The sequence below is a fragment of the Tateyamaria algicola genome (assembly GCF_047715485.1).
Classification (GTDB): Bacteria; Pseudomonadota; Alphaproteobacteria; order Rhodobacterales; family Rhodobacteraceae; genus Tateyamaria.
On sequence record NZ_CP180422.1, the window covers coordinates 1544509 to 1567603 of the forward strand.

Below are 23095 nucleotides of genomic sequence, written 5' to 3' on the forward strand. Positions count from 1 at the left end.
AGCGCTCCATGGGTATGGTCCCGGGGGCGGCGACAGGACCGGCACTCATGCAAGACACGGACGGCAAGCGGATGCTGTGGGTCACCCACATGATCCGGATCCGGGATGATCAGGACCAGGCGGCCTTTGCCGAACTGTTCGAACACTTTGCCCCACGGGTCAAAGGGTTCCTGATGAAATCCGGTGCAGATGCGTCCCTGGCAGAAGAGTGCGCCCAAGAGGTGCTGGCGACATGCTGGCACAAGGCGCACATGTTTGACCCCGCGCGGGCCTCGGTGGCGACCTGGATCTTCACCATCGCGCGGAACCGCAAGATTGACGTGCTGCGCAAGCAGCGCCGCCCCGAACCCGAAGACCTCGGGTGGGGCCCCGAAGAAGACCCTGATCAGGCCGATGTGATGGCCCTGCAACAGGAAAGCGAATTGTTGGGACAGGCGATCGCCGATCTGCCCCCGGCCCAACGTGAACTGATACAAAAGGCGTATTTCGGGGATCTGTCCCACAGCGAAATTGCCGAACAAACCGGTCTGCCCCTGGGCACGATCAAATCTCGGATTAGGTTGGCGCTGGACAGACTGCGCCACGCGATGAAGTGAATGAAACCGATGCAACAGAACATCAAACACCACCTGACGGATGACATCCTGATGGGCTATGCGGCGGGCACGCTGCCAGAGGCGTTCAACCTCATGGTGGCCTCCCACCTGTCGCTGTGCGACACCTGCCGCGCGCAGGCCGAAAGCTATGATGCGGTCGGGGGCGAGGTGCTGGCGCAGACACCCGGTAACGAGGTGGCGCTGGACCCCGGCAGTCTGGCTGCAACCATGGCGCTGATCGCAGGCGGCGCGCCGCACGAAATTCGCAAGCCCCGCGTGAACGGCTCGGTCCTGCCCGGTCCGCTTCAGGATTACGTGGGCGGCGATCTGGACACGGTCCAGTGGCGCAGCGTCGGCATGGGCGTGAAGCAGGCGATCCTGCCGACCTCGCGCGATGCCTCCGCCCGCCTGTTGTTCATTCCTGCCGGTGCTGCCATGCCCGATCACGGGCACAAGGGCATCGAGATGACTATGGTGCTGCAAGGCGCGTTCCAGGACGAAGACGACTATTTCGCACGCGGCGATGTCGAGGTTGCGGACAGCGATCTGCACCACACGCCCGTGGCCGACATCCACGAGGATTGCATTTGCCTCGCCGTGACGGACGCACCGCTGGAATTCCAGGGGCTGCTGCCCAAGATCGTCCAACGCTTCGCGCGAATTTAAGAAGGGCGGGGCGGAGGACACCTCCGCCTTACCTGGGCCAAACCCGACCCCGTGCGCCCTTGGGCCTCATCCTGCCATTTCGCTGGTTAACATTGCCGAAATCCGGCGGGCGCTGCACAAGCGTCTGAAATACTGCGCAAATCCCAAAGCGGTAAAGATCACCTGAACCCACAGAACAGGCTGTCCCCGCGGGGACAGGCGCATCAAGATGCGCCTTACCGAGGGCAATTCGCCTGCAATCCCACCCAAAATCGACGCAATACATGTCGCGGCCAAGACAGAACGCGGCCCGGACCTGCAACAGCCTAAGCCCTATCGACACAGCTGTGCGAGGCTCGAAAAATGCTGCAAACCCTTCCCCTGAGCGCAGGCCATCTGTCCGCCGCCCAAACCGCCCAGTACTGGCGCGACGGGTTCCTCTTCCCCCTTCCCGCACTGTCTGCCGATGCGGCCCAAACCGCCCGCGCCGAACTGGAAGACATCGAAACGCAGTGGCGCACCGCCGACCTGCCCCACCCGCTCAACACCTACAAACGGGTCAATGCCCACGTGGTTATGCCCATGGCCGCACGCATCGCGCAGGACCCGGCGATCCTTGATGTGATCGAGGATATCCTCGGCCCGGACATCCTGATCTACTCGACCGAATTCTTCATCAAGGAACCCAACACCTCCCAGATCGTCTCCATGCATCAGGACCTGACCTATTGGGGGCTCGGCGCCATTGACGGGCTGGTCACGGCATGGATCGCGCTGTCTTCTGCCACTCCGGCCTCGGGCTGCATGGATTTTGTCGCAGGCAGCCACAAGAACGCCATCCTCGAACACGAAGACAGCTTTGATCCCAACAACCTGCTCAGCCGCGGGCAGGAGGTGAAGGTCGACGTGGCACCCGAGAACAAGACCGCCATCGAAATCCATCCCGGCCAGATGTCCCTGCACCACGGGCTGACCATCCACGGTTCCGGCCCCAACACCACCGACGACCGGCGCATCGCCTGCGTCGTGCGCTATGTCCGGCCCGATGTCGCGCAGCAGGTGGGAGGCACGGATTACGCGATGCACGCGCGGGGCACGGACACGCATGGCAACTTCACCCACGTCCCTGTTCCCGAAGCGCCCTTTGCCCCGGAGGCCCTTGCGCTTTACGATGAGATCCGCACAGCACAGGCCAAGGTGATGATGAAAGACGCCAGGGGCGCAACGGAGATCTACGCATGATGGACCACGTCAAGTTCACCGCGATGAAGGATGGCGACCGCGAAGACTACGCGTTTCTGACAGAGCACGAGATCGAATACACCAAGGGCACCGCGCATCGGCTGCTGACCGCGCTCGAAACGCTGGACGAGGGGCTGTCGGGCTACCAGGTCACGCGGCTTGGCCACTCGCTACAATCGGCGACGCGGGCCTGGCGCGACGGGGCGGATACGGACTGGCTGGTGGCCACGCTGCTGCATGACATCGGCGACATCTTTGCGCCCTACAATCACGACGAATACGCCGCCAGCATCCTCAAACCCTTTGTGCGCGAGCAATGCACCTGGGTGGTGGAAAAGCACGGCGATTTCCAGATGATCTACTACGGCGATCACGTGGGCGCGAACCCGCACAAGCGAGATGCGTACAAGGGGCATCTCTATTTCGACGATTGCGCCGCCTTCTGCGAGCGTTGGGATCAGGCGAGCTTTGATCCCGACTATGACACCCTGCCGCTTGATCACTTCCGCGCCATGGTGCACGCGGTGTTTGCCCGCACGCCCTATGATCCCGAGGTGATGCAACCGGGCATCCGCGTGCCCTTGCAAGACCCGGCGGTGGCAGCACAGCGCGCCTAGGTCGCACCAAATCCCCAAGCCGAGATCTTGCCGATGCGTCCCGGCAGGGACAGCATCTCGTGATGCTGCCAGCCCGTTCGGTCAACCTCGGCTTCGGCCATGACGTCGTCCGATACGAGGATGGACACCGCCTGCGGCTTGGTCGCCGCCTCGAGCCGCGAGGCCACGTTCACGACGTCGCCGAGGATGGTGTATTCCAGCCGCCCGGCCTCGCCCACGACACCGGCAAAGACCTCGCCGATATGCACCCCGACACCGACGCGCAGGGCCGGCCGCCACGCGGCAATTCGCGCAACGATATCCTGCGCACACGCGACAGCACAGGTCGCCGCATCGCCATGCTTGTCCTCGAACACCACCATCGCGCCGTCGCCCACGAACTTGTCGACAATGCCGCCGGTTTCATCCGTGGATTTCGACACATGGGTCCGATACCCCGCCAGAAACTCTGACAGGTCGGGCGGTGCGAGGGTTTCGGACAGTTGGGTAAAACCGCGGATGTCCACAAAGAGGACGGCCATCCGCTGTTGCTGCCCTGCCCGCATCGCATCCAGCCCGCGTGTGGCCAACTGGCCGTCCAACTCGCCCGGCAAAAAGCGGGTCAACTGCCCCCGCGCCTCAGCCTCGTCGATCGAGCGGCGCAAGAGCGCGCGAATGCGCATCGAGGCAACGACCAACACGATACAGGCCAGCGCAATCATCACGATACGCACGATATTGGGCGGCCAGCCGAACAGGAAAATCAGACCCGCGCGCGCCTCGGCTTCGGTGGCGAGGAATGGGATGTTCAAGATGGCTGCGAACCCGGCGATCAGCACGGCGGACATGCAGGCCAGCAGTGCGGGGTTAAAGCGCAGCGCGCCGCAGGCCAGCACCACCGGGATCAACCAGATCGTGGGAAAGGCCGCGATGAACTGCCCCGACAGCCCCATGTTCGACAGGCTCAGCCACGATCCCAACAGGATGAACACGCAGTCGATCAGGGCCGAGGGCCAGGCCATCCATGCCCGGAACCGGCCCGCCCGGATCAAGAACATGATCACGATGCCAAGGGCAAAATAGCTGGCCATCGTGAAGGCCGCATAGATCAACTGCTGTTCCAGCATGTCCGAATCCGGCAGGCCGGTGAACCATACGGTTACGAATAGAACGATGCCCAAAGTGGTCGAGATGATCAGCCGCAAGATGCCGATGAACCATTCCGCCTGCGCCTCGGCCTGGAAAAAGATGCGGCGTGCCTGGGGCGTCATTCCGCTGCGGGCGCGCGATTGGTGAGCACGAGCGGCGCGCTGTCGTCAAGCTCTTCAAAGTCGAAGTTGTCGAGGCGATTGGCCCGTTTGCCCGCCTTGTCGGCGCTGATCTTGATCTCTTCAATATCCTTGGAGGCCTGCGAGAAATGGCGATCCAGATTGCCCACACGGGTGCCCAGCCGATCCACATCGCCCACCAGCATCGACAATTCCTTGCGGATGGCGCCGGCCTGTTCGCGCATCCGCGAATCCTTGAGGATCGCGCGCATCGTGTTCAGCGTGGCCATGCAGGTGGTTGGTGACACGATCCAGACGCGGGCATCGAACCCTGCGCGCACAAGGTCGGGAAAATTGGCATGCAGCTCGGCATAGACCGCCTCGGACGGCAGAAACATCAGCGCGCCATCTGCGGTTTCGCCGTCGATGATGTATTTGTCGGAGATGTCGGTGATGTGTTTCTTCACCGCGACCTTCATCTGCGCCACCGCCTGTTTTAGCGCATGGTCCGTGTCGGCGGCACGCAGGGCCTCGTAAGCTTCCAGCGGGAATTTGCTGTCGATCACGATGGGGCCTGGCGGATTGGGCAGGTGGATCAGGCAGTCGGCCCGCTTTCCATTCGATAGCGTATGCTGCAAGGCGTAACTGTCAGAGGGCAACGCCTTGCCCACGATGTCGCGCAATTGAATTTCTCCAAAAGCCCCGCGCGTCTGCTTGTTCGACAGGATGTCCTGAAGGCTCAGCACATCGCCCGACAGTTTGGTGATGTTGTCCTGTGCGCGGTCGATGGCGGCGAGGCGTTCCTGCAATTGGGTCAGGCTGGTGGTCGTCTGCTTGGACGAGCCGTGCAGCGTTTCCTTCATCCGTTCCTGCATCTCGGTCAGGCCGCGCTGGCTGCGCATGGCGTTGTCGTTCAGCCGGTCCTGCATCTGCTGCTGGACACTCGCCAGCCGCTGTTCGACCGTCTGGGCCAGTTGCGCCTGCCCGTTGGTGGCTGTGTCTGACACCATCTGGATCGAGGCGCGCAGGCCCTCTTGACCCTGCGCCAGCCCCTGTACGTGCTGGCCGAGATAGCCAAGCTGCTGTGCCAGCGGTTCGGCTGCGCGGGCCGAGCGTGCGGCGGCGCGCAGGGCGAGGATCAGCAGGACCACCATCAGCACGGCAACGCTCGCGCCGATGATTGCAGCCAGCACCAGCGGGTCGCTGGTATCAAGGGTGATGTCACCGATCTGTATCATGTGCGTCCAAACAGCCGTTCGATATCGGCCAGTTTCAGTTCAACATAGGTGGGCCGCCCGTGATTGCACTGGCCGGAATGGGGCGTCGCCTCCATCTCGCGCAGGAGTGCGTTCATTTCCTCGGCGCGCATCCAGCGGCCCGAGCGGATGGAGCCGTGGCAGGCGACACGGCTCAGGATCGCCTCGATCTTTGCTTGCACCGACTGGCTGGAGCCGAGGTCGGACAGCTCATCAAGGATGTCGTGGATCATCGCCTTGGCATCGACCTCGCCCAGGATGGCGGGGGTTTCGCGCACGGCGATGGCGTCGCCACCAAAGGCCTCGATCCCGAGGCCCATGCGGTGCAGATCGTCCGCGATGTCGAGCAGTTGGGCGCGGTCACCCGGCGAGAGCGTGATGATGTCGGGGATCAGCAGGGCCTGCGCGGCCACCCCGTTTTCGGCCATCTGCGCCTTCAGCTTCTCGTAGACCAGCCGTTCGTGTGCTGCGTGCTGATCGACGATGACCATGCCCGTGGCGGTCTGTGCGACGATGTAGTTTTCGTGGACCTGCCCGCGCGCGACGCCCAGCGGCAGGTCTTGCGGGTCCGCCGCGACCTCGGTTTCGACGACCTGCGCGCTATAGTCCTGCGCCATCTCGGCAAAGCCTGTGCTTGGACGCGGCCCGAGGCTGGGCCGATCCATCTGGTAGATGCGGGGTTCGACCGGCTCGGGGCGCATCGCCCCCAGAGTAGCGCCTGCGACGGTCGAGGAGGCGCGGTGCCCGGCATCGGCCAGCGCGTGGCGCAATCCCGACACGATCAGCCCGCGCGCAAGGCCGGGGTCGCGGAACCGTACCTCGGACTTGGCGGGGTGTACGTTCACGTCGACCAGCTGTGGGTCGCAATCCACGAACAGGGCCGCCGCCGGGTGGCGGTCGCGGCTGAGGAAGTCGAAATAGGCGGCGCGCAGGGCACCCGTCAGCAGCTTGTCCTTGACGGGTCGTCCGTTTACGAAGAGGAACTGCGCCACCGCCGCGCCACGCGAATAGGTGGGCAGCGCGGCATAGCCGGTCAGGTGCAGCCCCTCGCGTTCGGTGTCGATGGCGATGCTGTTTTCGGCGAATTCGCGGCCCAGCACATCCGACAGACGCCCGCGCAGCGCGGTCATGGGATCGCCTGTCTGCGCCTCGGCCTTGAAGACGGTGCGCGGATCATTCGACACATCGCGCAGCTCGAACCGCACGAAGGGTTCGGCCATGGCCAGCCGCTTGATCACGTCGGTGATCGCCTGCGCTTCGGCCCGGTCGGTGCGCAGGAATTTGAGGCGCGCGGGCGTGGCGTAGAACAGATCGCGCAGGGTGATGACGGTGCCGGTGTTGAGAGCGGCGGGTTTGACGGCGCTGATCTGGCCGCCTGCGACGGTGATCTCTGCCGCCGCCTCACCGGGCACGCGGCTGGTGATCGTCAGGCGGCCGACAGCCCCAAGGCTCGGCAGCGCCTCACCCCGAAACCCGAAAGTGTGGATGTTGAGCAGGTCGGAACCGTCGATCTTGGACGTCGCATGACGGCTGAGCGCGAGGGGCAGGTCAGCGGCGGCGATGCCGCAACCGTCATCGGTCACCCGGATCAGCGTCTTGCCCCCGTCTGCCACGTCAATCCCGATACGGCGCGCGCCTGCGTCGATGGCGTTCTCGACCAGTTCCTTGACCGCCGATGCAGGGCGTTCGACCACCTCGCCCGCGGCGATGCGGTTGACGGCCGCCTCGTCCAATTGGCGGATTACTGGTCTTATGTTGGGGGTCTGGTCGTTCATCCCACAAGACTTAGCACGCCTGGGCGCGATTCGACCAGCGGGTGTGGCGGGTGATCAGCCGCCGATGGCGTTGCGATACCAGGCGACGATGGCGGCCCGCTCGTCCTCTTCCATGTAGCTAAGATTGGCGGGCGGCATGGCGTGGCTGACCCCCGCCTGAAGGTAGACGGCGCGGGCGTAGCGGCTCAGATCCCCTTGGGTTTCCAGCGCGATCCCCTTGGGTGCCCAGAGCAATCCGTTCCATACCGGTTCCGCCGCGTGGCACATGCTGCACCGGCCCAGAACGATGTCGTGGACCTGTTCGAACCCATCCGCTTCGGCAAACCGCGTGACAATCGCGGCCTCGCGCTGCGGGTTCGGCGCGACACTGAGCCAGACAATGGCGATAAAGATCAGCGCGGTGGCGGCCCATGTCCAATGCGGGTTGCCCTTGCGCGCGTGATGCGTGTTGAACCAGTGCCGGATAGTGACGCCCATGAGGAAGACGAGGCTGGCGATCACCCAGTTCCATTCGCTCGCAAAGGCCAGCGGGTAGTGGTTGGACAGCATCAGGAAGATCACCGGCAGGGTGAGGTAGTTGTTGTGGGTCGAGCGCTGCTTGGCGATCTTGCCGTATTTGGCATCCGGCGTGCGCCCCGCCATCAGGTCGGCCACCACGATTTTCTGGTTCGGGATGATGATGAAAAACACGTTGCCTGACATGATGGTGGCCGTGAAGGCCCCCAAGTGCAGCAAGGCAGCGCGCCCCGTGAAGACCTGTGTGTAAAACCACGCCATACCCACCAGCACCACGAACAGCGCCACCATCAGCACCGTCTGATCGGCATCAACGAACAGCTTGCACAGCTGGTTGTAGACCATCCAGCCAAAGCCGAGCGAGGCGAGCGAGAGGGCGATGGCCTGCCATGTGGCCAGCTCCATCACATTGGGGTCGATCAGATAGAATTCGGCCCCGAGATAGTAGACCAGCACCAGCAATATGAAGCCGCTGATCCAGGTCCAGTAGCTTTGCCATTTGTGCCAGATCAGCCTGTCGGGCATGCCTGCGGGCGCCACGAGGTACTTCTGGATGTGGTAGAAGCCGCCGCCATGGACCTGCCACTCCTCGCCATCCGCGCCGGAGGCGAGGTTACGGTCGCGGTGCAGGCCCAGATCAAGCGCGATGAAGTAGAAGGACGAGCCGATCCAGGCAATAGCGGTGATCACGTGCAGCCAGCGCACCGCGAATTCGATCCATGCGCCAAGCGCGGCTAAATCATACATGGCTGGCGTCCCTTTGGTGTCCCGCCCGCCAGAATAGACAGGGCGCGCGGGATACGAAAGGGTGGACGGGGCTCTGCCCCCGGCCTGCGGCCTCCCCCGTGGTATTTTTGGTCAGAAGAAACCCTAGTCGTAGCGCAACTCGGCCGCCTTGCCCTTGAACACCGTGTAGGCCAGCGCCGTGTAGCCGCCGATCATCGGCAGAACAAACACCGTGCCCACGAGGATGATGAACAGGCTTTCGGGGGCGCTTGCCGCCTCGTAGATCGTCAGCTTTTCGGGGACCACATAGGGGTAGAAGGAATAGGCCAGACCGCCAAAGGCCAGCACGAAAAGGGTGATGGCATAGAGGAACGGCGTGCGTGCGCCCGTGTCTGTGGGGTTGGGCAGACGTTGCAAGGACCGCCAGAGCAGAAAGACGGTGAGCGCGGACAGGATGGGCAGTGGGGCCAGCAGGAAAATCTCCGGAAAGGTGAACCACTTGTCAAAGATGCGCGGGCTGACCAGCGGGGTCGCCAGCGAGATTGCGCCGAGGCCCAGCACGAGGCCCCATATGCCCCCCTTGGCCCAGTCCACAGCCTTGGATTGCAGGGTGTATTCGGTTTTCAGGATCAGCCAGCAGGCCCCGATGAAAGAATAGGCGACCGTCAGGAAGACAGCCGTAATCATCGCAAAGGCCCATGTGCCCAGCGTGCTTTCCAACCCCATCACGTATTTGCCGAGCATGAAGCCCTGAGACAGGGACGTCATGAGCGAGCCGAGAAAGAACAGCCAGTTCCATGTCGCCTTGTGCGGGGTCGGCGCCTTGACCCGGAATTCAAACGCCACCCCGCGCAGGATCAGCCCGATCAGCATGATCGCCACCGGCAGGTAAAGAGCGGTGAGGATCGTGCCGTGGGCGGAGGGGAAGGCCACCAGCAACAGGCCGATGGCCAGGACAAGCCAGGTTTCGTTCGCATCCCAGAACGGCCCGATGGAGGCGACCATCGTGTCCTTTTCCTCATCACTGGCGAAGGGGAACAGGACCCCCACGCCCAGGTCAAAGCCGTCCAGCACCACGTAGATCAGGATCGACACGCCCATGAGTGCGGCGAAGGTGAAGGGCAGCCATTGGGCCGGGTCGCCAAAGAGGTCCATCATGTCACTACTCCGCCGGAACTTGGCGCGCGATCGCTTCGCCCGATTGTGGGGTGCGGCGGCGCGGCACATCTCCGTCCACGCCCTTGCGCGCAAGGTAGAACAGCACGCTGATATAGGCGGTCAGCAGCAGCACGTAGATGGCGAGGTAGGACGCAAGTGTCGTCGCCACGAAGGGCGCGGGCACATCGGCCACGGCCATTTCGGTGGTCATGACCCCCTGCACCAGCCACGGCTGGCGCCCGATTTCGGTGGTGTACCAACCGGCCAGCGTCGCCACCCAGCCCGAGAAGGCCATGGGCACCATCGCCAGCGTGACGATCTTGGGCAGCCCTTCGGGCCCGCGCCCCTTGCGCAGCATCAGGAAGGCCGCGCCCCAGCTGAGGAACAGCATGGCAAAGCCGGTGCCGACCATAATGCGGAACGACCAGAACACGGGCGCGACGGGCGGGTGCATGACCTCTCCGTCCTCGGTCACAAAGTCGTTGAGGCCGGGCACGACGCCGTCCGCTTTGTGCTTGAGGATGATGGAGGCCATGTTGGGAATGCCGATCTCCATCCGGTTTTCGCGCGCTTCCTCATCCGGGATCGCGAACAGCAGCAGGGGCACGTTGGACTGGGTTTCCCAGTTACCTTCCATCGCAGCAACCTTTTGCGGCTGGTGTTCCAGCGTGTTGAGGCCGTGCATGTCGCCCATGAAGATCTGCACGGGGATCAGCAGCGCACCGAGGTAGACGCCGGTTTTCAGCGTGGCACGCACGCCCTGCGATCGGTCCCCAAGCAGCCAGCGGAAGGCCGACAGACCCGCGACAAGGAAGGCCACGGTCAGACCGGAGGCCAGCAGCATATGGGTAAAGCGGTAGGGCATCGAGGGGTTAAAGATGATCGCCATCCAGTCGGTGGCATGGGCCACGCCGTCGATCATTTCGTAGCCCTGCGGCGTGTGCATCCAGCTGTTCAGCACGATGATCCAGAAGGCGGACATGGTGGTGCCGAAGGCCACGAGGAAAGTGGCCGTGGTGTGCAGCCAGCCCGGCACGCGGGAGAACCCGAAGAGCATGATGCCGAGGAACACCGCCTCGAGGAAGAAGGCGGTGAGCACCTCATAGGCCAAGAGCGGGCCAGCGATGTTGCCCACGGTTTCCATGAACCCGGGCCAGTTGGTGCCGAACTGGAAGGACATGGTGATGCCCGACACGACGCCCATGGCAAAGGACAGGGCAAAGACCTTGACCCAGAAGCGGTAGGCATCCATCCACTTGCCGTCGCCCGTCGCGTTGAAGCGCAGTTTGAAGAACAAGAGCACCCAGCCCAGCGCGATCGTGATCGTTGGGAACAGGATGTGGAACGAGATGTTCGCCCCGAATTGGATACGGGACAGGATGAGGGTATCCATGGATGGCCTCCGCTCGGAAAACAGTTGAGATCGTATATCTTGACGCTGATATAGACCGTGCGCGCGCAGGGTCAGCGGGGGTGCGACAGGGTGCACATGCGCGTTTTGTCACACAAGGTTGTCGGGTTTGCAGGCGCGGGGTGAAGGGACCGCGAGGGGTAGTGGCCCAGATGCGGTGTTCGTTATGCGGGACAAAGCTACCGATCCCTATGCTGCCGGTAATGACTGCTTTTTACGAGTTGATTGTTCACTTGGGGAAACAAACGACACGTGCCGTTTTGATCACGCCTCTACTTCCTTAACGAAGTAATCATGACTAACCCCAGCAACCATTAGAACCTTTCCAAGCGGGATTTGCGCAGCCCTGGCACGATTGTAGACCCCTATCAGATCTTTAGTGTCAGGATCAGCGTTCAGGGCATCGCGAGCTTGCTCGCGGCGATGCTCCTCCCGCATATCAATGACTTGAAAGGGGTCATAGAAGCGCTTGGCGTTCGACCGCAGGCAAGAGTTGATTACAGTGTCATCATCTAATTCTTGGCAAACAAGCCTTTCCAGAAGCAGGCGCAAGTCGACACTTTTGGGAGCGCGCAACTGCTTCACAATACTGCTGTCGCGCGCGTATTTTACGATTAGGTATTCGGTCGCTTTTCCCATCACATCGCCCTCTGCCTAAGCCTCACCGATATTGACCGTCGGTCTTGTAGCCGACTTTCGCGTCACGTGCAGCATTTGGCAGTTAGGGCTCATTGCCGACCGCGGAGGCAGCGCAGCATTGCCAATGGCCTGACATGAGAGGCACGTCGAGGGTGGTCCAAAGCTACTCTTCGTTGTGCCGGTCAATTTTTCGGTCCGATAATGCGAAGGCGGACATTTACGACCAGCATCGCAGCAACAGTGTAACTTGGCCGCTTGCTATACTTGGGATGCCGCAATGAGCGGCAGATATTCGGGCGAATGCCTCTTTGGACAAGACGAAGACCGGAGGCTTCAGCGGTTTTTGTCAGGTGTTCGCCTTCTCAGGTCGCGCCGATGTTCTGATACGGGTTTTCAAGGCCGATGTTCGGAGGTGCGAACCGTCCGTTCATTTGAGAGCTGCAAGGAAGCGATCAATCACCGGGTTTCGCTGGGACTGGGCTCGGACGATGGCTCCAAGAGGGCGATGAAATTGCGGGTGATCGAAGGACAGGAAGGACAATCGGTCTTCCAGGTAGGGCCGCGTTGTCGCACGTGGCATTGTGGTTATCAGATCGGTGGACGCAATGATTTCAAGCACAGACCGGATGGAGTCGGTCTCGCAAACGATGCGCATCACTCCGACGCCGGATGCGACCATTGCGGATTCGGTCTGCTGGCGCAGCAACGATCCGCGCGAATGCGCAAGCCAGCTATGATCTTTCAGGTCCGACGGCATGACACGTTTCAGCCGCGTCAACGGATGATCCACCCGACACAGGATGCCCACCCGGTCGTCGATGATCGGCTGAAACTCCAACCCGTCCGACGGCTCGGCAAGGCTGTTTGGACCAAAGACCACATCCACCTGGCCGCGCTCGACCATTGAGCGCAATTCATAAACAAGACCAGTGCGCAACTCCACGACACAATCGGGGTTCTCGCGCATGAACTGTGCCAGCGATGTGCTGAGGAAGCGGCCGGCGACAATCGGTGGGGCTCCGATGCGCAATTCCCCAACCGCCCCGCGCGCTGATTGTTCGGCCAACACGCCGGCCTGTTCCTCTGCCAGTCGGATCGCCTGTCCGTTCCGCGCAAGCCTGTGGGCCAGCGCATTCGGAACGGATTTGCGCCCGTCCCGATTGAACAGTGCCGCGCCCAAACGCTCTTCCAGTGCCTTCATGTTGCGGCTCAGTGCTGGCTGGGTCAGGCCGATGCGATCTGAGGCTGTTTGAAAGGAGCCCGCCTCCACGATGATCGAAAGCTGTGCCAGGTGTTTGGGATCAAGTTTCATATCATTTCTTTATGTAAGCCGCCCGATGTTTGATTATTTTGGATGATAAACGTTTGCTAGAATAGGTCAAAATCAAGGGAGGGACCCAATGTTCAATTTCAGGATTACTGTCGCCGTCGCCTGTCTCGCTGCGCTGACCTTCGCCCCTGTGGCAAATGCCCAGATTTTCAAAGGGGAGACCGCAGGTGTAGGTGACCCGGTGCACACCATGTTCGTGACCTTTGCCAACCAGGCTGGCAAGGCAGGCGTGGAAATTCAGGTCAATGCCGGGCAGACACTGACCAAGTCGATGCTAAAAGGCGGTCGCCAGGAGATCGACTTTTTCTCGACCGTGCCGTCGCTGGTGAACCTGATGAAGGGCCAGAAGCGCATGTATGAGAAGGTCGAGGATTCCGCTGCGGCCGCGGGTGAATTGCGGTCCATCCTTGGCTTCAAGGCGGGGGCTTACCACCCGGTCACGCTGTCAGGTTCGGGCATCGAAACCTGGGAAGACCTCAAGGGCAAAACAATCTTTACCGGCCCACCTGCCGGGTCGGCTTCGGCCACGTCCGAGGCGCTGATCAAGATCATCACCGGGTATGAAGCTGGCACCGATTACAACGCGGTGCGTCTGAGTTGGGGGGAAGGCTATGCCGCACTTGCCGATGGCAAGATCGACATGATGGTACGCCCTGCCGAGATCGGATCGTCGAACATCGAACAATTCGGCCTGTCCGGTGAGTTCCGCGTGCTGTCCATTCCTGAGGAAGTTGTCGGTTCCGAGCCGATGCAGGCGCTCTTTGGCCGTCCCGGGCGGGGCATGATCCAGTTTGATGGCGGCGTCTACAAGGGTCAGCTGACATCGGGCGAGATCACGGCGCTGGGTTTCACCCAGTTTGTGGGGACGCATTCGGGCGTTTCCGAGGAGGTGGTCTACAAAGCGACCAAGGCGTTCTGGGATAATCTGGACGAGGTGCATGCAACCGCCTTTTTCCTCAAGGCAGTAACGCCGGAAACTGCGTTCACTTCTGTCAATGTCCCACTGCATCCCGGTGCGGCGAAGTACTATGACGAGGCCGGTATCGCGATCCCGGACGAATTGCGCCCGTAAGGCCAGTGTAATGGGGCGGACGATCAAAGCGCCGCCCCACAGAAACCTTTGGACACAGGTAGTCATGCCATGACCGCACCCGCTCATCCAAAAAGCGGCACAGATAAGCTGTATGCACTGCTATCGGCAGTAGCCTGTTTCTTGCTGGGGGCCATGGCGCTCTACAGTTCGGGGATTGACCTTGTGGAGCCCAAGTTCCATCGCGCAGCGGGCTTTGCGCTGGCATTGTTTGTCGGTGTTGCGGTGTCTCGTGCGCGGCGGGAGGAGACCGGCCCCGCGATCGGCGCGCGTGCAACCGTTCATCTGGCTATCGACGCTCTGCTGATCGCAGGTGGTTTGTGGTCCATCTGGTCCTTCTATTCCGTTCAGGCCCAGATGGAGACAGCACTCTATGACGTGACCACGGCAGATGCCTGGCCCGCCCTTGCAGGGCTGGTGGTGTTTCTGGAGCTGTGTCGCAGGCTCTGGGGCTGGGGTCTTTTTGGTGTCGGCACCTTCGGGGTGCTTTATCTGTTGTGGGGTCAGGACCTGCCCGGCATCATGGCCCACACCGGCTTTTCACTCAAAGAAGTGGCAGAGGCCCTTTGGTACAACACCAACAAGGGGGTATTCGGGTCGATCACGAATATCGTCCTGAGCACCGTTTTTATCTTTATCGTCTTTGGCGTCTTGCTGGAGGGCACCGGCGCAGGGGACACACTGCTCAAGTTCGCCTTTCTTGCCACGCGGCGCACGCGCGGCGGCCCGGCCCACGCGGCGATCCTCGCATCTTCGATGTTCGGCACAATGTCGGGCTCAACCGTGGCCAACATCGTGGGCACAGGCACCTTCACCATCCCGATGATCAAAAAACGCGGGTTCACACCGACCTTTGCCGCGGGGATTGAGGCCACGGCCTCATCTGGCGGACAGATCATGCCGCCGATCATGGGGGCCGCAGCCCTGGTCATGGCGGACCTGACCGGGGTGGGATACCTCAACATCATCGTTGCAGCCCTGTTCCCGGCGCTTTTCTACTACTTCAGCCTGTTCTCAGCGGTGACCGTCGAAGCCCGACGTCAAGGGATCGAGGTGCAGGCCATGTCCGTGGATGACAAGATCACCCGGCTGGATCTGATCAATTCGGTTCTGTTCATCGGTCCAATTGCCACGATCATAAGCCTGCTGGTTGCCGGGTTCTCAACCTCTGCCGCAGGCTTCTATGCCGTGGTCGTCCTGCTGGCACTGTCGGTCGTCAATCCGCAAGTGCGCCGCGATCCGATGCGTGTCTGGCGCTCGTTCCTGAAAGGTGCTGCGTCCGGTGCGACCCTGCTCATCGCTATTGCGGCGATTGGCATTCTGGTGGGGTCGCTTGATTCAACCGGCCTCGGCCTGAAACTGGCCAATGTGATTGCCGCCGTTCGCGGTGAAAGCCTGTTCTCCGCGCTGCTGGTGGCCATGGCGGGGGCGTTGATCCTGGGCATGGGGATGCCCACACTGCCAGCCTACCTGATCATCATTCTCGTAATGGGCCCGGCCATCCAGGCGCTTGGTGTGTCAATGCTAACGGCCCATATGTTCGTCTTCTACTACGGTGTGGCGTCCTCACTGACTCCGCCCGTGGCAATTGCCGCCTATGCGGCAGCGCCAATCGCAGGGTCGAACCCTTTGATGACGTCGTTCATGTCGTTCCGTCTCGGGATGGCAAAGTTCATCATACCATTCGTCTTTGCCTTTTATCCGACCATCCTGATCATCGAGGAATTTAGCCTGCTGCCCTTCTTGTGGATTGTGGCGCGGACTTGCTTTTGCATTTGGTTGTTCTCGTCAGCCCTGTCCGGCTATGACCGGCGCAAGTTGACGGTGGTCGAAATCGCGGCGCGCTTTGCCATTGCCTTCACTATGCTGGCCACGAACCCGGCAATTCATCTTCCGGCAGTGGTGGTTGGTCTTGCGCTGATCGCGTGGGACGTCCGCGCCGCGCGCGCGCCCACACCAAAGGCGGGTACATCCACATGACCAAGCGCCCCAACTTTCTGTTCATCATCACGGACCAGCATCGGGCTGACCATTTGGGTTGCAGCGGCAATGATGTGGTGCGGACACCGAACATCGACGGGATTGCCGCGAAAGGCACGCGCTGGGAGCGCTGCTATGTCGCCAACCCGATTTGCATGCCCAACCGGGCATCAATCATGACGGGCAGGATGTGTTCCGCCCATGGGGCGCGGCATAACGGGATACCGCTGTCCAAGGATCACACGACCTTTGTGGAGCTCCTGCAGGACGCAGGCTATCGCACAGGGCTGATCGGCAAATCACACCTGCAAAGTTTCACCGGGCTGCCCGCGACGAACACGTACACGCCCGCCGAAGGGCTGCACACGCCCAGCCCCCACTTGCGCGACGCGCACAAAAACAACCGCCATGGCCCGGAGTATGATCTTGAGGTCGCAAACAAATGGGATCGACCCTTGGCGGCGCGCTCGGATGGCGATTTCTATGGCTTTGAGCATGTCGAAGTTGCCGCTGATCACGCCGACAAGGCCTGTGGCGACTACCTGCTTTGGGCACGGGCACAACGGGCGGACTTTGACAGTCTGGTGGGCCCTGAGAATGCCTTGCCTGACAATCGAATTCAGGCACCCCAGGCCTGGCGCACGGCTGTGCCGGAAGAGCTTTATTCGACGTCCTGGATCGCAAACCGCGCCGAGGCCTACCTCGCAGAGCGCGCCAAGGATAGCACGCCGTTCTTCCTGCAGATGTCCTTCCCTGATCCGCACCATCCCTTCACTCCGCCCGGCAAGTATTGGGACATGTACAACCCGTCTCAGATTGTCCTGCCCGATACGTTCGGCAAAGGCGATCTGCCGCCGATCCGTGCCATGCGCGAGGCGATGGAACAAGGCACCGATCCGCGCGATAACCAGAACCCTTTTGCGGTCACAGAGGATGAGGCACGCGCCATCATCGCGCTGACTTACGGCATGATCACGATGATTGATGATGCGATCGGCCGCGTGTTGCAGCGGTTGGAGACCTTGGGGCTGGCAGAGGACACAGTGGTGATCTTTACCTCGGATCACGGGGATTACATGGGCGATCACGGCTTGATGCTGAAATTGCTGTTGCATTTCCAAGGCATTATCCGCGTGCCATTCGTCTGGCACGATCCGCAGGCGCCGGGTACAGGGCGGTCTGTCAGCGATCTTGCGTCGTCGATCGACATTGCCCCCACCATCCTCGCACGTGCTGGTGTTCAGCCGTTCAACGGCATGCAGGGACGAGACTTGCTGGGGTCTTTGCCCCCTGAGGCCGTGATTATCGAAGAAGACAGTCAACGCACCATGACCGGCTTTGACCGCCCCCAACGCGTTCGGACAGTTGTGACAGACACGCATCGCATGTCGTTGCGAGAGGGCGAAGACTGGCACGAACTCTACGACCTTGCCGCCGACCCGGGAGAGACACGTAACCTTTTTGATCTGCCAGAGGCGGCGGGGGTGCGCCAGAAGATGACGGAGGCCATGCTGCGCCGGGTCATTAATCTACAGGACCGCTCACCACTTCCCGCTTACAGAGCATAGGGCCACAGGATCGCTCCTCCATCTGTTAGGAGCACCTGATCCTGCAACGGATCCAAGTGGCAGGTATGGGCAATCGCGGGCATGGACAGCATCACCCGATCCCCGCCGCCTGGAACATCGACGCAATAGCCATCGGGCTCGTCCAGAAAGCGCACCAGCCGGATGCGGCCCTCATATCCCTCGGCCAACGCAGCACCTTGCGCCACGGCAGTCCCCGCTGTGACGGCTGCCACCACAGCAAAACCCGCAAGCCCCGCAACGCTAACACCGGGCCCTCGCACAGCGTCTTGATGAGCCCGCGTGTTTGGCAAGCACATCAATTGAAAGCGAAGTCCAGAGGCTACCAGTCTCTTATTTGGCTCAGCGACTACCAAGCGGCCCATCCCCGCCGTTGGCCAATGGGTCAAGATAGTGCGGCGCGGCCCGTCAAAGCCGCCATCCGCTGCAAGTGCAAAATCTCGAACGAACGGAACTCACAGTCCGCTGGACTATGTTGCCGTTCGCATGGAGTTGGTCCTATCCTGACTGAATGGCGATACTAGTGTCCCTCTCAGGGCTTTCCGGAGTCGGCAAAACAACGATCTCACAGAGCTTGTCCGCGCAGAGCAAGGCCATGCATCTACGTGTAGACTCTGTTGAGGCTGCGCTAAAGAGAAGCGTGCTGAACATTCGCTCAGCAGAAGATGCAGGTTACTTGGCAATCGCTTCTGTCGCGAAAGACAACCTCTTACTTGGTTTCGATGTAATCGCGGACACGGTGAACCCGGTTGAAGTCACAAGGGAGTTGTGGGCCCTGACCGCTGCTGCCGCATCGGCCCAACTCTTGAATGTAGAAGTCGTGTGTTCAGATACAGATGTCCATCGGCAACGGGTCGAGACCCGCAAGAGCGACATCGAGGGGCTTGAAGTCCCCAGCTGGAAGGCCATTTCTCAACGTGAGTTCTAACAGTGGCGCACGGACCGACTCATCGTGGATACAGCCATCAGTAGCATCCAACAATGTGCTGCGACTATTGCATGCGAGATGGAAAAGATGAGGTCGACGGTTCGGTAGGTTTGGAACCTTCCTGGACATTAGCCGCGGGATGTCGCTGTGACGGCAAGGTAGACCTCGCCGCCCCTCGCCCCTCGCTGACGCAGTATCGCTTTGCATATGCGGCTGGTTTCTTGGTGATCAGCGCAAAGGGCTGGTTTGCAGATGCAAATCCAGCTGCCTTGGCGATGATTTCAGACGCGTGTTCTGTGTAACTCGGATGCTCAAGCTGCGACGTCTTCGTTTACGGCATCCGCAAACGATTTGAAGAACTTGGCGGCGAGTTTCTTGGCTGTGCTCTGGATCAGCCGGCTGCCAAGTTGCGCGAGCTTGCCGCCAATATCAGCCTTGGCTTCATAGCGTAGAATGGTCGTGTCAGGCCCGTCCGCTGTCAGCGTTACATCTGCCCCACCTTTGGCGTGCCCCGCGGCACCGCCATTCCCTTGCCCGGTCAGAGAAAACGCATCCGGGGCACCTGCGGTATCAAGTTGTACGTCGCCGCTGAACTTTGCCTTTACCGGGCCAACTTTCAGCACAACCTTTGCCTCAAGTTCCGTGTCTGAATGTTTGATCAACTCTTCGCAACCGGGGATGCACTGTTGCAAAATTTCAGGATCGTTGAGTGCTGCATACACACGGTCTTTGGGTGCATTGATGATGATTTCGTCTGAGAGTTCCATGGTTTGTCCTTTTGTCAGCAACAGGGGAATCTAATGTTTTCAGCTTGTTGCGGTGTCAGTGCCAACTTGCGGCGCAACCGTCTTGTTATTCTTATGAGGGCGTTCATGATGTCCCCTCCAGTTTTGTGGCGCTCAGCGCGTCGTAGGCTTCGGGCGTGTCCACATCCGTGTAAAAACCGGCCGCAGGCAGTGCGTGAAACTGCACGTGGTCCGGGTTTGCCCGTGTGAAGGTCTTGCATCCCGGCGATCTTGGATCAGCCAGCAAACGGTCGCGCAGCACACCCGGCACAAGGATCGGATTGCCGCGTTGCCCGTCCAGCAAGGGGATTGAGATGCGCCGGGGATCAGCTGCCTTGTGTGCGTCCAAAAGAGTTTGAAGGTCGCGGCTTGTCAGGGCGGGCTGGTCGCCCAACCCGATGAGGATCTGTTTGGCCTGTGTCACAGCACGCAAACCACAGGCGACCGAGGTCTGTTGACCCTCCGCGTAGAATGGGTTGTGGGCGACTTGAATGTCACAGCCATCCAGGCATGCCACTATCGCGTTAGCCTCATGCCCGGTCACGACCAATACGGGCCCGTCGGTAACCGCATGGTAGGTCGTTACCATATGCCGGATCATCGGCACACCATTGATGGGTAACAGCAACTTGTTGCGCGCGCCCATGCGCCGCGACAGACCTGCAGCCAATATGATCGCTATGACGTCACGCATTGGTTTTCTGCACTGAAAGACGACGTTCTTTGACAAGTTGCGCAAGGATCGACAGGGCAATTTCTTCGGGCGTGACTGCGCCCAGATCAAGCCCGGCAGGGGCATGGACACGGTCAATGAACGTCTGTGCAATTCCGGCTTTGGCCAGCTTTTCCGAAAGGGCCGTGTATTTCCTTTGGCTGCCGACAAAGGCCACATAGTCCGGGTCCGCAGCACATGCAGATGTCAGCGCGTCGATGTCGCCTTGCCCCTGGGTCGCAATCACGACAAAGCGCTGCTGATGCGGTTTGCTGTCATCCAGCGCGGTTGTGACGGACCAATGAAACTGCGGTGCAAGTGCTGCAAGCGCCTGTGCGACCGGAGACACGCCCATGACCACAAGCTGCGGCGTTGGAATGCAAGGTTCTATGAAGATATCGACCGTCCCGCGTGATGGGCAGCCATTGCGGGCAAAGCGTGTGCCATCAACCTCGTCGCCAGCGCTCACACCTTTTTCGGCAAGCAACTCTTCGGGTGCGACCGAGATGAGCTGCGGCGTGCCGTCGCGCAATGCCTGCACGGCGGCGCGTTTCACTGCTCCGCGTGTACATCCGCCTCCCAGCCAGCCTTGCAGGATCGTCCCATCCGCACTCAAGAGCGCTTTCGCCCCCGGTTTGGCTGCGGTGGCCCCCGCCGTCCGCACAATGGTGGCAAAGGCAAAGAGCTCATGACGCTCGCGCAACTCTTGCGCGGTATCGGCCAGATCGGTCGAGAGGACTTCAGCGGGTGTCATAGCGCCACCAGATCCTTCTCCAGTGATGCCAGGTCAGCCAGCGTATTGGCCGCTTTGAAGACATCGAGATGTGGCACAGCCGCCGACATGCCCGCAGCGATGGGGGTGTAATCAGCCCAACCTTTGAGGGGGTTCAGCCAGATCACCTTGCAACCGCGTTTGCGCAGTTTCTTCAATGCGTCGCCAATCATCTCGGGCGCTGCGGTGTCGTAGCCATCCGACAGGATCATCACGACACTGCGCCCGTCGACAAATGCTTTGGCGTAGGTATCGGCAAACCGCATCAAGGACGGACCGATCTTTGATCCACCGCCAAAGCCGTCTGCCATCAGTGACATGCGTCCGATTGCGCGCATGGCATCCTTGTCGCGCAACGCTTCGGTGATGCGCACAAGGCGGGTGTGAAACAGGTAGGCATCCGCAGCGGTATCCGCGCGCATCAACCCGGCGAGGAACGCCAGGAAAACCTTGGCATAAACGGACATCGACCCGGACACATCACACAGCGCCACGATCTTGCGGGTGCGATCCGGGCGTTTCTTGCGCAGCAGGCGCACAGGTTCACCGCCCGTTGCAAGGCTCGCGCGGATGGTTTTGCGAAAATGCAACCTGTCCCCTTTGCGCGCGGCAATGCGGCGACGCGAACGTTGGTCGCGCAGGGCAGCACCGATGCGGCGGGCAACGTCTGCGGCCTCTGCGATTTCTTCGGGGCGCACCAGATCGCGGAGGTCTTTGCGCGCCAGATTGCGCTGTTCGGTTGCGATCAGCTTGCCGGTGCCGTCGCTTTCCGCGTCGCCGTCGCCACCGTCATCCGGGGCAGTCGCTGATCCCGCGGCCCCTGCATCTTCTCCCTTGGTGTCTCGTGAGGAATGTACACCGTCACTTGTTGAGGCTTTGGCCGTCGGCACAACCCTTTGCCGTACCCGCCCCATGTCCATCCAATAGCCGTCGAACAGGTCGTCAAACCGCTCTGCTTCTTCCTTACAGCCCGTGCAAACGGCGCGCAGGGCACGACGACAGTCATCGGGACGGATTGCGTTCACATGGGTCAGGGCCGCCAGCGCGACATCCGCCTCGGCGACGCCCAATCGCAATCCATTCTCACGCAGATACGCGATGAAACCGGCCATGCGCGCGGCCGGTCCCGGGTCACGGCCAGAAAATCTCGTTACCCTGCTCATGCGGCTTTGCCTGCGATGCGACCAGCAACTTCGCGGGTGATATTGGCCTGATCGCTTTGGGTTTTTAGCAAAGTCGTAAGTGTCGATTGCAACACCACCGGGTCTTCGGTGAGGTCCGCAATGCCAAGCCCGATCAGGGCGGCCGCGAAATCCAGCATCTCGGCGATGCCGGGGGTTTTCTCCAACTCCTCTTCGCGCAGCTTCTGCACGAAACCAACAATTTGGCCCGCCAAGTGCGCCTCAACCTCCGGACAGCGGGCCTTGAGGATAGCCAGTTCCGTCGCACGGTCTGGGTATTCTACATACGTGTACAGGCACCGACGACGTAGGGCGTCAGAAAGGTCGCGCGTGCCGTTTGATGTCAGAATGACGATGGGCCGGGTGACGGCCTTGATCGTACCCAATTCAGGTATGGAGACCTGAAAGTCGGACAGCATTTCCAGCAGATAGGCTTCGAATTCCTCATCCGCGCGATCGATTTCATCAATCAACAAAACGGGTGGAGTGTCCTGGGTGATGGCAGCCAGCAAGGGGCGTTCCAACAAGAAGTCGCGCGAGAAGATCCGGTCTTCCACGGCTTTCCCGGTCTCGCCGTCCTCTGCAGCGGCGCGGATGGTCAAGAGTTGGCGCTGGTAGTTCCACTCATAAATGGCTTGGGCCGCGTCCAACCCTTCGTAGCACTGCAAGCGCAACAGACGTGTGTCTTTGACCGCGGATAGCGTTCGCGCGATCTCGGTCTTTCCGACGCCAGCGGCCCCTTCCAACAACAAAGGGCGGCCCAACGACAGCGCCAGATGCAATGCAACGGCTAAGTCGTCAGAGGCGACATAGCCTTCAGCGGCAAGAGCGGATTTGAGATCAGTCCAGGTCATGATGTGCGCTATCTTCGGCAAAGGGGGTGCACGGTGTCGCGCACCCCAT

The 23095-nt window shown here is 61.0% G+C and carries 22 protein-coding genes; 8 read left to right on the top strand and 14 right to left on the bottom strand.

Annotated elements, in window-relative coordinates:
- Nucleotides 1-71: 71 nt before the first annotated feature.
- The 4 genes from ACMHLQ_RS10005 (at nt 72) to ACMHLQ_RS10020 (ending at nt 3100) form a co-directional block, all read left to right on the top strand.
- On the top strand, nt 72-596 hold the full coding sequence (locus tag ACMHLQ_RS10005; RefSeq protein ID WP_415405258.1) for a sigma-70 family RNA polymerase sigma factor: 525 nt from the start codon (nt 72-74) through the stop codon (nt 594-596).
- Nucleotides 597-605: 9 nt separating this feature from the next.
- Nucleotides 606-1262: a ChrR family anti-sigma-E factor gene (locus ACMHLQ_RS10010; protein WP_415405259.1), complete on the top strand. Its 657-nt coding sequence runs from the start codon at nt 606-608 to the stop codon at nt 1260-1262.
- Nucleotides 1263-1604: 342 nt separating this feature from the next.
- Complete coding sequence (locus ACMHLQ_RS10015; RefSeq protein WP_415404631.1) at nt 1605-2483, top strand: phytanoyl-CoA dioxygenase family protein; 879 nt, start codon at nt 1605-1607, stop codon at nt 2481-2483.
- On the top strand, nt 2483-3100 hold the full coding sequence (locus ACMHLQ_RS10020; RefSeq protein ID WP_415405260.1) for an HD domain-containing protein: 618 nt from the start codon (nt 2483-2485) through the stop codon (nt 3098-3100). Before ACMHLQ_RS10015 ends, ACMHLQ_RS10020 begins: the two co-directional genes overlap by 1 nt.
- On the opposite strand, the gene ACMHLQ_RS10025 is transcribed toward ACMHLQ_RS10020, so the two are convergent.
- The 8 genes from ACMHLQ_RS10025 to ACMHLQ_RS10060 form a co-directional block, all read right to left on the bottom strand.
- Entirely contained in the window at nt 3097-4350 is a 1254-nt protein-coding gene (locus tag ACMHLQ_RS10025; RefSeq protein WP_415404633.1) for an adenylate/guanylate cyclase domain-containing protein, read from the bottom strand. The two genes, ACMHLQ_RS10020 and ACMHLQ_RS10025, sit on opposite strands and share 4 nt — an antisense overlap.
- Nucleotides 4347-5585, bottom strand: coding sequence for a DNA recombination protein RmuC (locus ACMHLQ_RS10030; protein WP_415404634.1), 1239 nt, complete (start codon nt 5583-5585; stop codon nt 4347-4349). The genes ACMHLQ_RS10025 and ACMHLQ_RS10030 overlap by 4 nt, the downstream gene beginning before the upstream one ends.
- Nucleotides 5582-7378 carry a DNA mismatch repair endonuclease MutL gene (mutL, locus tag ACMHLQ_RS10035; RefSeq protein WP_415404635.1) on the bottom strand — a complete coding sequence of 599 codons (1797 nt, stop codon included), beginning with the start codon at nt 7376-7378 and terminating at the stop codon, nt 5582-5584. Before mutL ends, ACMHLQ_RS10030 begins: the two co-directional genes overlap by 4 nt.
- A gap of 54 nt (nt 7379-7432) precedes the next feature.
- A complete protein-coding gene (locus ACMHLQ_RS10040) occupies nt 7433-8641 on the bottom strand; it encodes a urate hydroxylase PuuD (protein ID WP_415404636.1) in 1209 nt (402 codons plus the stop codon).
- A gap of 123 nt (nt 8642-8764) precedes the next feature.
- Nucleotides 8765-9775: a cytochrome d ubiquinol oxidase subunit II gene (locus ACMHLQ_RS10045; protein WP_415405261.1), complete on the bottom strand. Its 1011-nt coding sequence runs from the start codon at nt 9773-9775 to the stop codon at nt 8765-8767.
- A 7-nt stretch (nt 9776-9782) separates the two neighbouring features.
- Nucleotides 9783-11171, bottom strand: a complete 1389-nt coding sequence (locus ACMHLQ_RS10050; RefSeq protein WP_415404637.1) for a cytochrome ubiquinol oxidase subunit I — start codon at nt 11169-11171, stop codon at nt 9783-9785.
- A gap of 282 nt (nt 11172-11453) precedes the next feature.
- Complete coding sequence (locus tag ACMHLQ_RS10055; RefSeq protein WP_415404638.1) at nt 11454-11828, bottom strand: hypothetical protein; 375 nt, start codon at nt 11826-11828, stop codon at nt 11454-11456.
- A 427-nt stretch (nt 11829-12255) separates the two neighbouring features.
- Nucleotides 12256-13140: a LysR family transcriptional regulator gene (locus ACMHLQ_RS10060; protein ID WP_415404639.1), complete on the bottom strand. Its 885-nt coding sequence runs from the start codon at nt 13138-13140 to the stop codon at nt 12256-12258.
- 88 nt (nt 13141-13228) lie between these two features.
- Here ACMHLQ_RS10060 and ACMHLQ_RS10065 point away from each other — a divergent pair, with 88 nt between their 5' ends.
- The 3 genes from ACMHLQ_RS10065 (at nt 13229) to ACMHLQ_RS10075 (ending at nt 17796) form a co-directional block, all read left to right on the top strand.
- A complete protein-coding gene (locus tag ACMHLQ_RS10065; protein ID WP_415404640.1) occupies nt 13229-14230 on the top strand; it encodes a TAXI family TRAP transporter solute-binding subunit in 1002 nt (333 codons plus the stop codon).
- A gap of 69 nt (nt 14231-14299) precedes the next feature.
- Entirely contained in the window at nt 14300-16228 is a 1929-nt protein-coding gene (locus tag ACMHLQ_RS10070; RefSeq protein WP_415404641.1) for a TRAP transporter permease, read from the top strand.
- Nucleotides 16225-17796: a sulfatase gene (locus tag ACMHLQ_RS10075; RefSeq protein ID WP_415404642.1), complete on the top strand. Its 1572-nt coding sequence runs from the start codon at nt 16225-16227 to the stop codon at nt 17794-17796. Before ACMHLQ_RS10070 ends, ACMHLQ_RS10075 begins: the two co-directional genes overlap by 4 nt.
- Here the strand turns inward: ACMHLQ_RS10075 and ACMHLQ_RS10080 are convergent.
- A complete protein-coding gene (locus ACMHLQ_RS10080) occupies nt 17784-18029 on the bottom strand; it encodes a hypothetical protein (RefSeq protein ID WP_415404643.1) in 246 nt (81 codons plus the stop codon). The genes ACMHLQ_RS10075 and ACMHLQ_RS10080 overlap by 13 nt on opposite strands.
- 296 nt (nt 18030-18325) lie before the next feature.
- Between ACMHLQ_RS10080 and ACMHLQ_RS10085 the strand changes: the two genes are divergently transcribed.
- Complete coding sequence (locus tag ACMHLQ_RS10085) at nt 18326-18742, top strand: AAA family ATPase (protein WP_415404644.1); 417 nt, start codon at nt 18326-18328, stop codon at nt 18740-18742.
- A 311-nt stretch (nt 18743-19053) separates the two neighbouring features.
- Here ACMHLQ_RS10085 and ACMHLQ_RS10090 read toward each other — a convergent pair whose 3' ends face one another.
- The 5 genes from ACMHLQ_RS10090 to ACMHLQ_RS10110 form a co-directional block, all read right to left on the bottom strand.
- Nucleotides 19054-19509: a CoxG family protein gene (locus ACMHLQ_RS10090; protein ID WP_415405262.1), complete on the bottom strand. Its 456-nt coding sequence runs from the start codon at nt 19507-19509 to the stop codon at nt 19054-19056.
- 103 nt (nt 19510-19612) lie between these two features.
- On the bottom strand, nt 19613-20221 hold the full coding sequence (locus tag ACMHLQ_RS10095; protein WP_415404645.1) for a nucleotidyltransferase family protein: 609 nt from the start codon (nt 20219-20221) through the stop codon (nt 19613-19615).
- A complete protein-coding gene (locus tag ACMHLQ_RS10100) occupies nt 20214-20993 on the bottom strand; it encodes an XdhC family protein (protein WP_415404646.1) in 780 nt (259 codons plus the stop codon). Before ACMHLQ_RS10100 ends, ACMHLQ_RS10095 begins: the two co-directional genes overlap by 8 nt.
- Nucleotides 20990-22174, bottom strand: a complete 1185-nt coding sequence (locus tag ACMHLQ_RS10105) for a vWA domain-containing protein (protein WP_415404647.1) — start codon at nt 22172-22174, stop codon at nt 20990-20992. Before ACMHLQ_RS10105 ends, ACMHLQ_RS10100 begins: the two co-directional genes overlap by 4 nt.
- Complete coding sequence (locus tag ACMHLQ_RS10110) at nt 22171-23046, bottom strand: AAA family ATPase (RefSeq protein WP_415404648.1); 876 nt, start codon at nt 23044-23046, stop codon at nt 22171-22173. Before ACMHLQ_RS10110 ends, ACMHLQ_RS10105 begins: the two co-directional genes overlap by 4 nt.
- Between the last annotated feature and the right edge of the window lie 49 nt (nt 23047-23095).

Excerpts from the sequence above, each read along its gene's own strand:
- ACMHLQ_RS10070 (WP_415404641.1), top strand. The coding sequence starts at position 14,300 with ATGACCGCACCCGCTCATCCAAAAAGCGGCACAGATAAGCTGTATGCA.
- ACMHLQ_RS10005 (WP_415405258.1), top strand. The coding sequence starts at position 72 with ATGCTGTGGGTCACCCACATGATCCGGATCCGGGATGATCAGGACCAG.
- ACMHLQ_RS10065 (WP_415404640.1), top strand. The coding sequence starts at position 13,229 with ATGTTCAATTTCAGGATTACTGTCGCCGTCGCCTGTCTCGCTGCGCTG.
- mutL (WP_415404635.1), bottom strand. The coding sequence starts at position 7,378 with ATGAACGACCAGACCCCCAACATAAGACCAGTAATCCGCCAATTGGAC.
- ACMHLQ_RS10020 (WP_415405260.1), top strand. The coding sequence starts at position 2,483 with ATGGACCACGTCAAGTTCACCGCGATGAAGGATGGCGACCGCGAAGAC.
- ACMHLQ_RS10060 (WP_415404639.1), bottom strand. The coding sequence starts at position 13,140 with ATGAAACTTGATCCCAAACACCTGGCACAGCTTTCGATCATCGTGGAG.
- ACMHLQ_RS10040 (WP_415404636.1), bottom strand. The coding sequence starts at position 8,641 with ATGTATGATTTAGCCGCGCTTGGCGCATGGATCGAATTCGCGGTGCGC.
- ACMHLQ_RS10085 (WP_415404644.1), top strand. The coding sequence starts at position 18,326 with ATGGCGATACTAGTGTCCCTCTCAGGGCTTTCCGGAGTCGGCAAAACA.
- ACMHLQ_RS10095 (WP_415404645.1), bottom strand. The coding sequence starts at position 20,221 with ATGCGTGACGTCATAGCGATCATATTGGCTGCAGGTCTGTCGCGGCGC.
- ACMHLQ_RS10015 (WP_415404631.1), top strand. The coding sequence starts at position 1,605 with ATGCTGCAAACCCTTCCCCTGAGCGCAGGCCATCTGTCCGCCGCCCAA.
- ACMHLQ_RS10110 (WP_415404648.1), bottom strand. The coding sequence starts at position 23,046 with ATGACCTGGACTGATCTCAAATCCGCTCTTGCCGCTGAAGGCTATGTC.
- ACMHLQ_RS10100 (WP_415404646.1), bottom strand. The coding sequence starts at position 20,993 with ATGACACCCGCTGAAGTCCTCTCGACCGATCTGGCCGATACCGCGCAA.
- ACMHLQ_RS10075 (WP_415404642.1), top strand. The coding sequence starts at position 16,225 with ATGACCAAGCGCCCCAACTTTCTGTTCATCATCACGGACCAGCATCGG.
- ACMHLQ_RS10010 (WP_415405259.1), top strand. The coding sequence starts at position 606 with ATGCAACAGAACATCAAACACCACCTGACGGATGACATCCTGATGGGC.
- ACMHLQ_RS10045 (WP_415405261.1), bottom strand. The coding sequence starts at position 9,775 with ATGGACCTCTTTGGCGACCCGGCCCAATGGCTGCCCTTCACCTTCGCC.
- ACMHLQ_RS10105 (WP_415404647.1), bottom strand. The coding sequence starts at position 22,174 with ATGAGCAGGGTAACGAGATTTTCTGGCCGTGACCCGGGACCGGCCGCG.
- ACMHLQ_RS10025 (WP_415404633.1), bottom strand. The coding sequence starts at position 4,350 with ATGACGCCCCAGGCACGCCGCATCTTTTTCCAGGCCGAGGCGCAGGCG.
- ACMHLQ_RS10055 (WP_415404638.1), bottom strand. The coding sequence starts at position 11,828 with ATGGGAAAAGCGACCGAATACCTAATCGTAAAATACGCGCGCGACAGC.
- ACMHLQ_RS10050 (WP_415404637.1), bottom strand. The coding sequence starts at position 11,171 with ATGGATACCCTCATCCTGTCCCGTATCCAATTCGGGGCGAACATCTCG.
- ACMHLQ_RS10030 (WP_415404634.1), bottom strand. The coding sequence starts at position 5,585 with ATGATACAGATCGGTGACATCACCCTTGATACCAGCGACCCGCTGGTG.
- ACMHLQ_RS10090 (WP_415405262.1), bottom strand. The coding sequence starts at position 19,509 with ATGGAACTCTCAGACGAAATCATCATCAATGCACCCAAAGACCGTGTG.